Raw genomic sequence first — 13,549 nt, 5'->3', positions numbered from 1 at the left:
TCCTTTTTATTTAACATTCACTATCAGCTGCCCACTCAAATTCCAATCCAGGATTAGCATTTAAGCTAGCATCTGCAAACACATTATGCCGGTACAATACTTCCCCTACGGCACCAATCATAGCAGCATTATCACCACATAAAGCCAAAGGTGCTAAGACTAATTCGGTTGTAGGAAATGCTTGTAATTCGTTTTGTAACCGTGCCCGAATTCCTTGGTTAGCAGCGACTCCACCTGCCAAGATTAATTCTTTAACTGGATATTCTTGTAAGGCCTTGACCGTTTTATCAGCCAACACATCTACAACGGCAGCTTGGAAACTAGCCGCTAAGTTTTTGGCATCCAAAGTTTCACCAATTTGATCAGCATGGTGAACAGTGTTAATAAAGGCACTTTTCAACCCGCTAAAACTAAAGTCAAAATTGTCTTCTTTGTCCATAGCTCGGGGGAAATTAAAGGTATCTTGACCTTCATGAGCCCATTCATCCACCGTCTTACCAGCAGGATAATTAATTCCCAATACTCGCCCAATTTTATCATAGGCTTCTCCTGCTGCATCATCACGAGTTTCACCAATGATCTCAAATTGATTTTCGGCTGGCATATATACTAGTTCGGTATGCCCACCAGAAACAACCAACGCTAACGCTGGAAACTCAACTGGTTGTACAAACCGAGCAGCGTAAATGTGCCCCGCAATGTGGTTAACTGGAATTAAAGGTAAGTTGTGTGCCCAGGCAATGGTTTTAGCAGCAGTTACCCCAATTAAGAGAGCTCCTACTAATCCAGGTCCGTAAGTAACAGCTACTGCGGTTAAATCTGAATAGTCCACTTGAGCTTCTGCCAATGCATCCTTTACACAAATAGTAATTTGTTCAATATGATGCCGACTAGCTACTTCTGGTACCACCCCACCAAATCGTTGGTGACTTTTAATTTGAGTAGCCACTACGTTGGATAAGATTTGGTTACCATCTTCGATCACTGCTACTGAGGTTTCATCACAGCTAGTTTCAAAAGCTAAAATTAAATTTCGTGCCACTATTTTTCCTCCGTATCATAATCAGGAACCACAGCGTCAGCAGTCCCATCTAATTCCAACACCATATTTAAGGCATCTTCATGATCGCCATTATAGTAACCCCGTTTAATTCCAGCATCTTGAAAACCTAAGGTTCGGTATAATTTTTGAGCGTTGGTGTTACTTACCCGTACTTCTAAAGTTACTTTTTTATACTCTAATTGTCGGGCTTTTTTAATAATTTTGGTCACCAAAAAATAACCCAAGCCATGGTTTTGAAAATTAGGAGCAACTGCAACGTTAGTAATATGGCAATCCTTAGTTTTAAAATTCAAAGAACAACCAATAAATGCTACTAACCAATCATTTCTTCTTAAAACTAAGTAAAAGCGGTCTTTTTTACGACTTAATTCGTTTTGAAATGCTTTATCATCCCAAGGAGTTTGACCACCATAAACTGCTCGTTCAATTCCTAAAATTTCAGGAATATCCGGAATTACCGCTTTGGCAAGAAAGTAATCCATATCATTGATGGTAACTTCGTGGTTTCTGATATCTAAATATTTTTCCCGTAATCTAGCATCCCGATTACTAATATTTTGACCATACCAGGTCTTAAACCTTTTCCACATAGTTACCACCCCTTTCATCTGGATGAGCAGCTTGCCAATCAGCTTCTGCTTTGGTGAGTCGTAAGTAGCGAGGTTCCAAGCTATCCACGTTTTTAATAGGTTCTAATTGTTGACCATATTCAGCTAATAAAGCCGCATTGGGAATATTTTGCAGTCCTTCAGTCACTTGGACCCGATCACCTAAAATTTCTTGATAAGGTTCCACAAAATTATCGATTTCTCCAACCATAACAATTGGTAAATTAAACTCTGTTAATTGGTCTAACCAATCATTTACGTTAGTGTGTTGGTCTTCCACTACCGCTTTTAATTGCCCGTTTTGCCACTGGTAAAGGCCCGTAAACATATTTTGATTACGACCATCAAACATTGGGTTAATCAATACATTTTCGGCCCTAATATTTAAAGCCAGTGCTAGTAGACTGGAAACTGCAACTAATTCTTTGTCTAACGTACTAGCAAAGGATTTAGCAAACGTAGTGGCCATCCGAATTCCCGTATAAGATCCTGGTCCCACTGCAGCTACTACTCGATCAATTTCAGCCGGTTGTAAGCCTGACTTTGAAACTAAATCTTCAATGACTGGTAATAAGAATTCAGCATGTTTTTTATGGGTGGTGAGGGTTTCACTAGCTTGCATTTTACCATCTACTAATACGGCAACCGATAATGGTTGATTGGATGTATCTAATGCTAATATCTTCATTATTCATCCTCCGATAAGGTAGCTTTTTGCCAAGTAATTTCAGCTAATGCTGCGGTGGTATCTTCAAACTTAATTTCGTGTCGTGAAATACTTTGAGAGTCGTCTCCTAATAATTCAACAGTTCCTTGCACAGTTTGTCCATACACCACTTCATTTTCAAACCGAATGTTGATGGCCTTGGGGGTATGTTGCTCTAAAAACGTCATCGGCAAGGTATCTACTACCCATTCTAAATAGTGGGCATTATTAACATGTCCGTTGAAATCAATGTCAGTATATCTGATTTGATAATTTTTCTCAGCAATCACGGTTTCTGGGGCAGTGGGTCTTGGTAATTTTGGCATTTTTTTAACCAATTCCGATTCATATTGAGCAACTATTTCTGGACTAATGGTAGTAATTTTTCGTTTAACTTCGTCCATTAATACCCAGATACTATCAATTTTTACTAATTCTTGACCAGTTGCATCTACTACCCAAAATTCACGAAGTGCAAAGAACCGATTATATGAAGTCCCTCTGGTAGTAACAGTAATTACTTCATCAACTCGTGGCATTCTATTCACCTTCATCGAATATGAAGTTACTACCCAACCTAATCCTTGTTGCCCCAAAATGTCATGATCAATTCCTAAATCTCGATTTTGGGCTTCTGAAGTTAACACCACCACGTTTAACAACATCGCAATGGTCATTTGGTTGGTGACGTCTCCTTCATAATATAAAACTTGATGATCTAAACTGTATTTTTTTGCCACTGTCTTTACTTCCTTACTTAATATCGTGAAATTGATTATATAAATCTTGACGTCGTAGTTCTCGCTCTTTAGCCGTTACTTTAATTGCCGCATTAGTTGCCATTCCCTCAGCAATATAGTGTTGCACTTGTTCAACTGGCGTTAACAACGATTCTGGCTGTGCTTCTTCTACCGGATCATCATTACCAGCAATAATAATCACAAACTCTCCCCGCACGTTTTCACTAGTAGCCCAGGTTAATAACTCTGCCAAACTACCACGAATAAATTCTTCGTGTTTTTTAGTTAATTCCCGTCCTAAAACTGCCTGTCGGTGTTCGCCAAACTCTGCCACAATATTTTTGAGAGTTTTAGTTAATCGATGAGGGGCCTCATAATAGATGGTAGTTTCTTCTCGTTGGGCTAGTTTTGCTAATTCTTGTCGTTGATCTTTGTCTTTTCGGGGCAAAAAACCATAAAAATAAAACGGTTGTGGATTAATTCCCGAAGCGATTAATGCTGTCACTCCAGCATTAGCTCCCGGAAGTGGTACTACTGGTAGATTTTGTTCTACGGCTGCTTTAACTAGTTCTTTACCAGGATCGCTAATCGAAGGCATTCCCGCATCACTAACTTGGGCAATGTTAAGTCCTGCTTGTAGTTTAGCAATTAATTCCGGAATTCGTTCAGTTGTATTATGTTCGTGAAAACTAATTTGGTGAGTTTCAATTTCAAAATGGTTTAAAAGTTTTTGGGTATTTCTGGTATCTTCGGCCGCAATTAGATCCACCGTTTTTAATGTTTCGACCGCCCGAAAAGTCATGTCGCTTAAATTACCAATGGGCGTAGGTACCAAAAATAAGGTTCCATTCCCAGAATGTTGTTCAAAACTAGATTGTGTCTGCACTTTTTTCTCCTACCTTACCGTCGACCGTAAATGACATCCATGCAAAAAATACAATTTTCGCCTTCTTCACGGTGCTTGCCATAAAATTGGCCACAAACGTGAAAGCCTTCATTATATAGCTTTTCTAAATTTTTTCGAGAGGAGGATAAATGTTCATCGTCGTCCTCTTCTTCTTTAGCTTGAATTTGGTTTACCCGTTCTCTTAAATGTTGATTTTCAATTTCTAATTCGGCGTTTTTTTCCAGTAAAGTAGTCAGCGTTTCATGTAAATCAGAAAATTGACTAGCTACCTGGCTTAATTGTTGGTCTAAATCTTGCAATGCTTGATATGCTTCTTGTTTATCCAAATTTTACCACCCTACCATTTACTCAAAAATTGCCAGGATGTTTAACGTCGTACTTTCCAAAATATTTTGAAAACTAACGTTTACATCCACCATAGCCTTCATATTTAATATCTCTTTTAACCCTAGTAATAATTGTCCGGTATTCATAGAAGCTGCTTGCGTTAATTGCTGCTTAGCCCCCTGAAATTTAACTTCTTTAATATCTTGGCCGTATTTAACTAATAGCGTTTCTTGCCATAACGCCACAATTAATTGAAATACTAATTGTTGTTGATCGCGGTTAGAAACCAGGGGCATAATTTTCATTTGAATTTGAGAAAAGGCCTGTGGATTTCCCGAAATCAAATATTCATCCCATTTAATTACCTGATTGACGATTTTAGTGAACCAATCGTCTTGGATCCATTCTTTAATTTGGTTTAAATCGTTAGTCAAACTCAGCAAAAGTGATTGTTGACTAGGAGCCACTCCTAATTGAGTAAGCTTCGCAGTTAATAAGTTATTAGCCACTGCTTTAAATTCTACCACCTGAGTTCTAGAAACAATTGTGGGTAAAATTAACTGTTTTTCCGGGCTAATTAGAAAAGTCACTACCGTCCCCGCTGGTTCTTCAATGAATTTTAGGAGACTGTTAGCAGCCCCAATGGTCATTTTATCAGCAGCTTCAATAATAAATACTTTTTGTTGTCCTTCAACGGCACTTTTAGAAAACTCACTTTTAATAAACCGAATTTGATCAACTTTAATACTTAAGCCTTCTGGCTTGGCCATCACCACGTCTGGATGTTCTTGATTTAAAATTCGTAAACATTCTGAACATTCGCCACATGGTAAGTTATTTTGGACATTTTTACAAAAAAGCCGCATAGCTACCAATTCAGCTACTTCTAATTGACCGGCTCCGGCTTCTCCCGTGAATAAATAGGCATGGGATAATTGATTATTAGCCACCAAATTCATGAATTGTTGAACAATTTCAGTTTGACGCGTTTGAATTTCTTCAATCATTGTTTACTCCTAAAATTGATGAAAAGCATCAATAGGTAATACCATCACCGTTGCGCCGCCCACTTCTACTTCAATAGGAAAAGTTTGTTCAGCACCATCGCCACTAATACTAACTGGCGGAGTCATATATTGCTTGCGAGCAGAGCAAGTTTCCTTAATCAATTGTAAAACTAACTCCACTTTATCGTCATCTACTGCTACAAAATAAGTTGTATTACCAGCCCGTAAAAAACCACCAGCAGTTGCAAACTTAGTTGCCACAATATCATTAGCAACAAAGGTTGACCTTAGACGACTCGCATCTTTATCTTGAACGATCGCAATTACTAATTTCATATTGATTTCTCACCTTTCTTAATCGAAATATTCTGGGGTCACTACCTTAATAGCTGATAGTACTTCTTCAACCACTACGTCTAGTTCTTGACTAGCATCAATAACTACGTAACGATCAGGATTTTGTTTAATTAATCGATCATAACCGGCATGAACTCGTTCATGAAAATCAACGGTTTCCACATCTAAGCGGTCAATTTTTTTAGTATCTCGGTGTTGAGCAATTCTTTTTAGGCCCATACTTACCGGAATATCAAAATAAATAGTCTTAGCCGGTAGTAAGCCTTGAGTGGCAAAATGATTGATTTCAGCAATCGATTGCTCTCCGATTTTGCGACCAGCGCCTTGATACGCAATCGAACTATCCACAAACCGGTCACATAAAACTAATTGCCCGTTTTCTAACGCTGGTAAAATTGTAGAAACTACATGTTGTCTGCGTGAAGCAGCATATAACAGTGCTTCCGTTCTCACATCCATCGCTTGGTTCTTTCGATCTAAAATGACCGCTCGAATTTGTTCGGCGATAGGATCACCACCCGGCTCACGAGTCACTATCAATCTCTTACCTAATTTAGGTGCTAAGCGCGCTTGAATTGCTGTTAAAACAGAAGTTTTACCGGCTCCATCCGGGCCTTCAAAACTAATAAATTTGCCTCTGTGTCCCATATTACCCCTCTTTATAATTAAAAAGAGTGACCCTTCTTCCATTGAAACTATCGGATTTTTACCTGATCGCTTACTTGGCGGAAAAGTCACTCACCTCTATTAGAATTATTCGTACGGATCATAATTGATCACTGAAGATTGAATGGTTGTGTTCTTAACCCGGCGTAAACGGGCCTCTCTATAAATAAAGAAAAATTTTTGTTTAGCTAATATGGTTTCTGCCTCTAAATCCAAATCGATTTGACCATCCGCAACCGCTTCTTGGGTCCGGCGATCATAATCCCACTCTTCTTTGAGTGTATTAACTAAATCCAATAGCTTTTGATCGTATTCTTCTTTAACACCTTGCCGGTGAAACCATGATAATTTCATAATCTTACAACTCCGTTCGACCTTCGACAGCCTTAAACAAGGTCATTTCATCGGCGTATTCAATGTCGGCTCCCACTGATAATCCATGAGCTAACCTAGTAACTTTAATTCCAGCCGGCTTAATTAGTCGACTCAGATACATAGCAGTTGCTTCGCCTTCTGGAGTTGCATTAGTTGCTACAATTACTTCTTTGACTGCTGGATTATCTTGGAGTCGCTTAATCAGTGATTTAATGTTTAATTCTTCTGGTCCTTTACCTTCAATTGGTGATAAAACCCCTTGTAAAACATGATAAAGGCCATGGTATTCGTGCATTCGTTCCATTACCATCACGTCTTTAGGTTGTTCCACCACTAAAATTTGACTTTGATCCCTAGTTTTATCGGTACAAATTTCACACGGATCCGCCTCAGTGATGTTGCCACAAATTGAACAAAAATGTAAGTCGTCCTTCGTGGCCTGTAAAGCTTTAGAAAAATCTTTGACATCAGTTTCATCCATATCAAGGGTATAAAACGCTAATCTAGTCGCCGTTTTATTCCCAATTCCTGGTAACTTCATATAACTGTCAATTAACTTAGCAATTGGTTCTGGATATTGCATTTAAATTCCTTCTTACATTCCGGGAATGCCTTTAGTGTATTTACCAAGGGTTTGTTCTGTAGCCGCTGCCACTTGTTGGAGTCCATCATTAACCGCCGATAATACCAAATCAGATAACATTTCTGGATCATCAGGATCAATTGCATCCGGTTTAATTTGGAGATCTGTTAATTTACGATCACCACTAAATGTAGCAACTACCATTTCGCCAGGGGCTTTGCCAATAAATGATTGTTGGTTTAAGTTTTCCTGTTCTGCAGAAAGTTGCTTTTGCATCTTTTGCATTTGCTTCATCATCTTGTTCATATTCATACCATTCATAATTATAAATCCTCCGTTATATCCTAATCATTTTTGATATCTAAAATTTCACTGCCAAATAATTCTTCGGCTTTTTCAACAATTGGTGGCACCGTTTCAGTTTGTTTTGATTCAGGTGTTTCAGTGCCAGTAACTTCTGAAGTATTTCCGTTGTTTTGTTTACCTACTAAGTAATCCTTACGAATTTGTGGCCATTCATTTTCTGGAACAAAGACCACTTTCACACTACGACCAGTAACTCGATCTAAGCCGTTTTCTAAAGCATCCACTAATTCTTGATCAGACTGTGCTTTTTGAAATAAAAATGAGTAATCAAACGCTACAATGACACCATCTTCACTAGCAGCGACTGGTTTAGAAACATGCATAACCGCTCGTTGGGTCACTGATAAGGTAGTTAATAAATCAGCCCAGTTTGCCTTTTGGTAGTCTAGAGCCGATCTAGTAGCGTGATCTAGCACCGGATACACCTTGTTCAAGGCAACTTTGATGTTATTGGTTGACTTAGCAGGAGCTTTTTTTACCGGAGCCGAAACAGGAGTCGCAGTCACTTGGTTATTTTGTAAGCTAGCTAGTTGTTCTTGCAATTGTTTTACTTGTTGTTGCAACTGGTTAATTTCTGCTTGATTATCGCTTGTAGCGTCAACCGTAGTTACTACTTTTTCAGTCGTTAAGTGAGTTAATTTAACGGTTAAAACCTCTAAATACACATCTGGATGCATGGAATAACGCATGGAATTAGCTACTTCATTTAATTCATCAATCATTTGATAAATAATTTCTGGACTTATTTGAGCACTAATTTGTTTAAACTGTTCATCAATGATTCCCAGCTCCATTTGATTAACCATCTCTGGATCCTGTTGATATAGCAATAAATTTTGACTATAAGCCGTCACGTCTTCTAAAAAGCGCTGAGCATCTTTACCATCACTTAGAACTTTTTGAACCGATACTAAGGCTGCTTTAGTATCCTTGGCAACTATCTGGGTGTAATAATCAGTCAATAATTGATTAGTAACACTCCCCGTTACCTGCAAAGCATTATCATATGATACTCCAGCCTGGTCTCCGTAAGCCATTGCCTGATCTAAGATACTTAATGCGTCTCGCATCCCACCTTCAGCCGCTTTAGCAATTACTTTTAAAGCATCATCATCGTAGGTTACTTGGTCTTGACCCAAAATGTATTCCATTCGTTCCAAAATCACTTGCGGTTGAATCCGTTTGAAATCATATCTTTGTGTCCGTGAAATAATGGTGGCTGGAATTTTATGAGGTTCAGTAGTCGCTAAAATAAAAATAACGTTAGCTGGGGGCTCTTCTAACGTTTTTAATAACGCATTAAACGCTCCGGTAGATAACATATGAACTTCATCAATGATATACACTTTGTAGTCCGCTTGAGTAGGAGCGTATTTCACCTTATCTCTAATATCTCGAATTTCTTCAACCCCGTTGTTAGAGGCCGCATCAATTTCAATGACATCATTTAAACGCCCAGCCGTGATAGCCTTACAGGTTTCACACTCGTTACAGGGTTCTCCGTCTTTTAAATAGTGGCAATTGACGGCTTTAGCAAAAACCTTAGCTGCCGAGGTTTTCCCTGTTCCACGAGGACCCGTAAATAAATAGGCATGACTAATTCGTTGAGTAATCAGTGCATTTTTTAACGTTTGAGTAATAATAGATTGGCCCACAATTTCATCAAACCGTTGCGGTCGCCAAACTCGGTATAAAGCTTGATAACTCATCGAAAGTCTCCTTTTGTCGTTTCACTAATCAAAACATCTAAATAATTATATTATGAAATTAACGATTTGACCACCAATCAGAGTGATCAATTTCAAACAAAATGAGTTCTAATTCAACCATATTTTTGTAGAAAAAAATTCAATACCCATTTTGGGTATTGAATTTTGGTTTTAGTATCGATTGCCTAAAAGCAACCTCATTTTTTATAAAAAACAAGAGGCACAAAATCAAGGATACTTAGTGCTGCTTCCTTCCGGACCTGACACGATTCGTAAGCTGATTTTTGCCTCAAGGCCTTACGGCAATAATTAGTATACACTTTTTAAGGTTAAAAGACTAGCTCTTTTTCAGTTTTTTCTTGGCAGCCTTCTTACGCTTTCGTGCTGCTTTGAAAAAATCTCGCATTACCTGGCCAGCTTCAGCGGCCAACAAGCCTTCATGAACCTCGACTTGGTGATTAAGCCGAGAATCTTCTAACGCCTCGTACAAACTTTTGGTTGCCCCCGCTTTAGGGTCTCTTGCCCCAAAATACACGCGGCGAATTCTAGAATTCACAATGGTGCCCGCACACATTAAGCATGGTTCGATTGTAACGTATAAATCACAATCTATTAATCGCCAACTATTTAGATAACGGCAAGCTTCTTGAATTGCTAACAATTCGGCATGGGCCGTCGCATCTTCTAAATGTTCCCTTAAATTATGGCCCCAGCCAATTACTTTGCCCTGGTAAACGACTACCGCACCGATAGGAACTTCACCAATTAAGGCAGCATTTTGAGCTTCCTCTAAGGCCAACTTCATGTAATCAGTTTCGTTCACTTAAGTTACTCCTTTTTGGTACTTTCCAAAATGTAATAGCCTTTACTGCGTTTTAAGATCAAACAATTACCAAAAATTTGTTCCATTAATTTTTTAGCAGACGGGGCCCCTTGCTTTTTCTGCAAAACGACAGTGAGTTTGCCCCCCACTACTAAATGATCAATCGCTTCTGACAACATTTGATCCACTACCTTCTTGCCAGCTCGTACTGGTGGATTAGTAATAATAGCTGCGTATTGCTGATCTTTAACGCCAGCATAAACATCACTACTAAAAATTCGAATGTTAGTCACGTGATTAGCGGCAGCATTTTGTTTAGCCAAGCCCAATGCCCGTTCGTTAACGTCGACCATATCGATTTGGCGGTCAGGTAGTTCAGTGGCTACAGTGATTCCTACCGGACCGTACCCTGTCCCCAAATCTAAGATCGGACCAGCTGGTAAATTAGTTAAATCAACCGTGTCAATCATGACTCGACTACCATAATCCACTAAGTGTTTAGAGAACACTCCGTTGTCTGTAGTAAACGTAAAGTTATATCCTCGTAGTTCATATGGCCATGAAATTAAGTTATGTTCAGTAGTTGGATTGGTCGAATAATAGTATTGCTGTTCTGTCATAATAATCTCTCCAAATTTTAATAGTTTTTTTCAAGTGCGATTAAAGTCAATATTTAGTGGCATTAAACCGTTTTTAACACCATATCTTGTGGTTTTTCTAAATTGCAATTTCTTTTTTTTAGTGTAGACTAAAAGCATGTCAAAAGTTAACGAATAAAAAGAAGGTGAATCACATGGCCAAAGTAACGATTTATTCCAAAAACAACTGTATGCAATGCAAGATGACTAAGCGTTACCTTACAGAACATGACGTTGTCTTTGAAGAACACAACATTAACGAACAACCAGAATACATTAACTACTTGAAATCTAACGGTTTCCAGTCTCTTCCAGTAATTGAAATCGAAGGACAACCTGCTTTTAGCGGTTTTCGTCCCCAACAACTTCAAGCAGTTGCAGGTTAGTGATTAATAACGATAGTCACTATTCTACCATAAAAAGACGGTACTAAAACGGCGAAACCACTTCAGGTCTCGCTTATTTTTTTAAAAATTAGAAAGCGGGTAATTTCCAATGGCATTAACTAAATTAGAAGACGTGACGTATTTTGATTTAAATAATCAAATTAACATCCCTATTGACGGCCAGATTCCGCTCAATAAAGATCAAGAAGCCCTTGCAGCTTTTTTTGCAGAAAACGTCGAACCAAACACAATTAAATTTGATTCTTTAAAACAACGTTTAGATTACCTAACTAAAAATCAATATTACGAAACTGATTTTTTAACTAAATACCCACTGAGTTTCATTGAAAGATTATACGACTACTTAAACAGTCAAGATTTTCATTTCAAATCATTTATGGCCGCCTACAAATTTTACGCGCAGTACGCATTACAAACTGATGATAAAGAACACTATTTAGAAAGTTTTATTGATCGAGCAGCCGTTAACGCTCTTTATTTTGCTGATGGCGATCAGCAATTAGCTATGGACCTAGCTGACGAAATTATCCACCAACGATACCAACCAGCTACCCCTAGCTTTTTAAATGCGGGCAGAAAGCGGCGTGGAGAATTGGTTTCTTGCTTCTTAATTCAAACTACTGATGATATGAACACCATTGGTCGGACTATCAATTCAGCTCTTCAATTGTCTAGAATCGGTGGTGGGGTCGGCATTAATTTGACTAACCTTCGTGGAGCCGGCGATCCAATTAAGCACATTAAAGGAGCAGCCTCTGGCGTGGTCCCAGTTATGAAATTATTAGAAGATAGCTTTTCTTATTCTAATCAACTCGGTCAACGCCAAGGTGCCGGTGTGGTTTATTTAAACGTTTTTCATCCTGATATCATTGCCTTTTTAGGCGCTAAAAAAGAAAATGCTGATGAAAAAATTCGACTAAAGACCCTATCACTAGGAATTGTTGTACCAGATAAATTCTACGACCTAATTAAAGAAGATGCAGACATGTATCTCTTTAGTCCGTACGATGTGGAACGTGAATATAATACTCCATTTTCGTATGTGGATATCACTAAGGAATATGATAATTTAGTGGCCAACGAAAATATTCACAAGAAAAAAATCAAAGCTCGTGATTTAGAAACTGAAATCAGTAAGTTACAACAAGAATCCGGCTATCCGTATGTAATTAACATTGATACCGCTAATCATTCCAATCCAATTCATGGTAAAATTGTTATGAGCAATCTTTGCTCAGAAATTTTGCAAGTTCAAACCCCTTCAACGGTTAATGATCGTCAAGAGTATACTCAGTTAGGTACAGATGTTTCTTGTAACTTAGGTTCTACTAACATTAATAACCTCATGAGTTCTCCCGATTTTGGTCATTCAGTTGAAGCCATGGTGCGAGCTTTAACCTTTGTAACCGATCATTCTAATATTGACGTAGTTCCTTCCATTCAAAAAGGAAACCAGGAAGCTCATTCTATTGGTTTAGGTGCCATGGGCTTACATAGCTTTTTAGCTAAAAACCATATTCATTACGGTTCTCCGGAATCCATCGAATTTACCGGCGTTTACTTTATGCTCTTAAATTATTGGACTTTAATGGCCTCTAACCAAATTGCTAAAGAAAGAAACCAAACTTTTGTAAACTTCGAACAAAGCAAGTATGCTGATGGAAGTTACTTTGATAAGTATTTAACCCATTCTTATGGTCCTACTTCTGATAAAGTAAAATCTCTTTTTGAGGGTGTCTTTATTCCTCAACCAGCTGATTGGGAAAAACTTAAGCAAGCCGTGATGACAAACGGTTTATACCATCAAAACAGACTGGCAGTGGCTCCTAATGGTTCCATTTCCTACATTAATGACACTACTGCTAGTTTGCACCCTATTATTAATAAAATTGAAGAACGCCAAGAATCTAAGATCGGTAAAATTTACTATCCGGCCCCTTACCTCTCTAACGATACCATGCCCTATTATCAATCGGCTTATGATATTGACATGCGAAAAGTAATTGATGTGTATGCGGCCGCCCAAGAGCACGTCGATCAAGGTATGAGTCTTACTTTATTTATGCGTTCAACTATTCCTGAAGGACTATATGAATGGAAAAATGGCCGCACAGACAAAATGACCACCAGAGATTTAAATATCTTAAGAAACTATGCTCATTACAAAGGAATTAAATCAATCTATTACATTCGCACATTTACTGACGACCAAGGAGAAGTGGGCGCCAATCAATGTGAAAGTTGTGTAATTTAACGGAGGAACACTA

17 protein-coding genes and 1 other RNA gene are annotated in these 13,549 nt (G+C 38.4%); 2 read left to right on the top strand and 16 right to left on the bottom strand.

Annotated features, from left to right (window positions below):
- Positions 1 to 10: 10 nt before the first annotated feature.
- The 16 genes from tsaD to OXT66_RS06355 all read right to left on the bottom strand — a co-directional run bounded on the left by tsaD (position 11) and on the right by OXT66_RS06355 (position 10,857).
- Positions 11 to 1,042 carry a tRNA (adenosine(37)-N6)-threonylcarbamoyltransferase complex transferase subunit TsaD gene (gene tsaD, locus OXT66_RS06430; RefSeq protein WP_268596548.1) on the bottom strand — a complete coding sequence of 344 codons (1,032 nt, stop codon included), beginning with the start codon at positions 1,040 to 1,042 and terminating at the stop codon, positions 11 to 13.
- The gene (rimI, locus tag OXT66_RS06425) at positions 1,042 to 1,653 is read right to left on the bottom strand and encodes a ribosomal protein S18-alanine N-acetyltransferase (protein WP_268596547.1); all 612 of its coding nucleotides are present in this window, start codon (positions 1,651 to 1,653) and stop codon (positions 1,042 to 1,044) included. The genes tsaD and rimI overlap by 1 nt, the downstream gene beginning before the upstream one ends.
- On the bottom strand, positions 1,637 to 2,359 hold the full coding sequence (gene tsaB, locus OXT66_RS06420) for a tRNA (adenosine(37)-N6)-threonylcarbamoyltransferase complex dimerization subunit type 1 TsaB (RefSeq protein WP_268596546.1): 723 nt from the start codon (positions 2,357 to 2,359) through the stop codon (positions 1,637 to 1,639). Before tsaB ends, rimI begins: the two co-directional genes overlap by 17 nt.
- Positions 2,359 to 3,117, bottom strand: coding sequence for an acyl-[acyl-carrier-protein] thioesterase (locus OXT66_RS06415; protein WP_268596545.1), 759 nt, complete (start codon positions 3,115 to 3,117; stop codon positions 2,359 to 2,361). Before OXT66_RS06415 ends, tsaB begins: the two co-directional genes overlap by 1 nt.
- 13 nt (positions 3,118 to 3,130) lie before the next feature.
- Positions 3,131 to 4,003, bottom strand: coding sequence for a 16S rRNA (cytidine(1402)-2'-O)-methyltransferase (gene rsmI, locus OXT66_RS06410; RefSeq protein ID WP_268596544.1), 873 nt, complete (start codon positions 4,001 to 4,003; stop codon positions 3,131 to 3,133).
- A gap of 14 nt (positions 4,004 to 4,017) precedes the next feature.
- A complete protein-coding gene (locus OXT66_RS06405; RefSeq protein ID WP_268596543.1) occupies positions 4,018 to 4,350 on the bottom strand; it encodes a DNA replication initiation control protein YabA in 333 nt (110 codons plus the stop codon).
- A gap of 18 nt (positions 4,351 to 4,368) precedes the next feature.
- Positions 4,369 to 5,358, bottom strand: a complete 990-nt coding sequence (holB, locus tag OXT66_RS06400; protein WP_268596542.1) for a DNA polymerase III subunit delta' — start codon at positions 5,356 to 5,358, stop codon at positions 4,369 to 4,371.
- A 9-nt stretch (positions 5,359 to 5,367) separates the two neighbouring features.
- Positions 5,368 to 5,694 (bottom strand): cyclic-di-AMP receptor, encoded by a 327-nt coding sequence (locus OXT66_RS06395; RefSeq protein ID WP_268596541.1) that lies wholly within the window; start codon positions 5,692 to 5,694, stop codon positions 5,368 to 5,370.
- A gap of 18 nt (positions 5,695 to 5,712) precedes the next feature.
- Complete coding sequence (gene tmk / locus OXT66_RS06390) at positions 5,713 to 6,363, bottom strand: dTMP kinase (RefSeq protein ID WP_268596540.1); 651 nt, start codon at positions 6,361 to 6,363, stop codon at positions 5,713 to 5,715.
- A gap of 105 nt (positions 6,364 to 6,468) precedes the next feature.
- Complete coding sequence (locus tag OXT66_RS06385) at positions 6,469 to 6,735, bottom strand: YaaL family protein (protein WP_268596539.1); 267 nt, start codon at positions 6,733 to 6,735, stop codon at positions 6,469 to 6,471.
- A gap of 4 nt (positions 6,736 to 6,739) precedes the next feature.
- Positions 6,740 to 7,339, bottom strand: coding sequence for a recombination mediator RecR (gene recR / locus OXT66_RS06380; protein ID WP_056978068.1), 600 nt, complete (start codon positions 7,337 to 7,339; stop codon positions 6,740 to 6,742).
- 12 nt (positions 7,340 to 7,351) lie between these two features.
- A complete protein-coding gene (locus OXT66_RS06375) occupies positions 7,352 to 7,663 on the bottom strand; it encodes a YbaB/EbfC family nucleoid-associated protein (RefSeq protein WP_268596711.1) in 312 nt (103 codons plus the stop codon).
- A 20-nt stretch (positions 7,664 to 7,683) separates the two neighbouring features.
- Complete coding sequence (gene dnaX / locus OXT66_RS06370; RefSeq protein WP_268596538.1) at positions 7,684 to 9,414, bottom strand: DNA polymerase III subunit gamma/tau; 1,731 nt, start codon at positions 9,412 to 9,414, stop codon at positions 7,684 to 7,686.
- 204 nt (positions 9,415 to 9,618) lie between these two features.
- Positions 9,619 to 9,716: signal recognition particle sRNA small type (gene ffs, locus OXT66_RS06365), an RNA gene on the bottom strand.
- Positions 9,717 to 9,751: 35 nt separating this feature from the next.
- Entirely contained in the window at positions 9,752 to 10,237 is a 486-nt protein-coding gene (gene tadA, locus OXT66_RS06360) for a tRNA adenosine(34) deaminase TadA (protein ID WP_327059002.1), read from the bottom strand.
- A 5-nt stretch (positions 10,238 to 10,242) separates the two neighbouring features.
- Complete coding sequence (locus tag OXT66_RS06355; protein WP_268596537.1) at positions 10,243 to 10,857, bottom strand: class I SAM-dependent methyltransferase; 615 nt, start codon at positions 10,855 to 10,857, stop codon at positions 10,243 to 10,245.
- 173 nt (positions 10,858 to 11,030) lie between these two features.
- On the opposite strand from OXT66_RS06355, the gene nrdH reads away from it, so the two are divergent.
- Both nrdH and nrdE read left to right on the top strand, forming a co-directional pair.
- Positions 11,031 to 11,261, top strand: coding sequence for a glutaredoxin-like protein NrdH (gene nrdH, locus OXT66_RS06350; protein ID WP_268596536.1), 231 nt, complete (start codon positions 11,031 to 11,033; stop codon positions 11,259 to 11,261).
- A 109-nt stretch (positions 11,262 to 11,370) separates the two neighbouring features.
- The gene (nrdE, locus tag OXT66_RS06345) at positions 11,371 to 13,536 is read left to right on the top strand and encodes a class 1b ribonucleoside-diphosphate reductase subunit alpha (RefSeq protein ID WP_268596535.1); all 2,166 of its coding nucleotides are present in this window, start codon (positions 11,371 to 11,373) and stop codon (positions 13,534 to 13,536) included.
- Positions 13,537 to 13,549: the final 13 nt, after the last annotated feature.

Source organism: Lentilactobacillus senioris (genome assembly GCF_026798195.1).
GTDB classification, from domain to species: domain Bacteria; phylum Bacillota; class Bacilli; order Lactobacillales; family Lactobacillaceae; genus Lentilactobacillus; species Lentilactobacillus senioris_A.
Note: the sequence above shows the minus strand (reverse complement) of the source record. Positions and strands in the feature narration are given on the sequence as shown.

Coding starts and splice junctions, on each gene's coding strand:
- rimI (WP_268596547.1), bottom strand. CDS start 1,653: ATGTGGAAAAGGTTTAAGACCTGGTATGGTCAAAATATTAGTAATCGG.
- tsaB (WP_268596546.1), bottom strand. CDS start 2,359: ATGAAGATATTAGCATTAGATACATCCAATCAACCATTATCGGTTGCC.
- holB (WP_268596542.1), bottom strand. CDS start 5,358: ATGATTGAAGAAATTCAAACGCGTCAAACTGAAATTGTTCAACAATTC.
- OXT66_RS06395 (WP_268596541.1), bottom strand. CDS start 5,694: ATGAAATTAGTAATTGCGATCGTTCAAGATAAAGATGCGAGTCGTCTA.
- tmk (WP_268596540.1), bottom strand. CDS start 6,363: ATGGGACACAGAGGCAAATTTATTAGTTTTGAAGGCCCGGATGGAGCC.
- OXT66_RS06385 (WP_268596539.1), bottom strand. CDS start 6,735: ATGAAATTATCATGGTTTCACCGGCAAGGTGTTAAAGAAGAATACGAT.
- recR (WP_056978068.1), bottom strand. CDS start 7,339: ATGCAATATCCAGAACCAATTGCTAAGTTAATTGACAGTTATATGAAG.
- dnaX (WP_268596538.1), bottom strand. CDS start 9,414: ATGAGTTATCAAGCTTTATACCGAGTTTGGCGACCGCAACGGTTTGAT.
- OXT66_RS06355 (WP_268596537.1), bottom strand. CDS start 10,857: ATGACAGAACAGCAATACTATTATTCGACCAATCCAACTACTGAACAT.
- nrdH (WP_268596536.1), top strand. CDS start 11,031: ATGGCCAAAGTAACGATTTATTCCAAAAACAACTGTATGCAATGCAAG.
- nrdE (WP_268596535.1), top strand. CDS start 11,371: ATGGCATTAACTAAATTAGAAGACGTGACGTATTTTGATTTAAATAAT.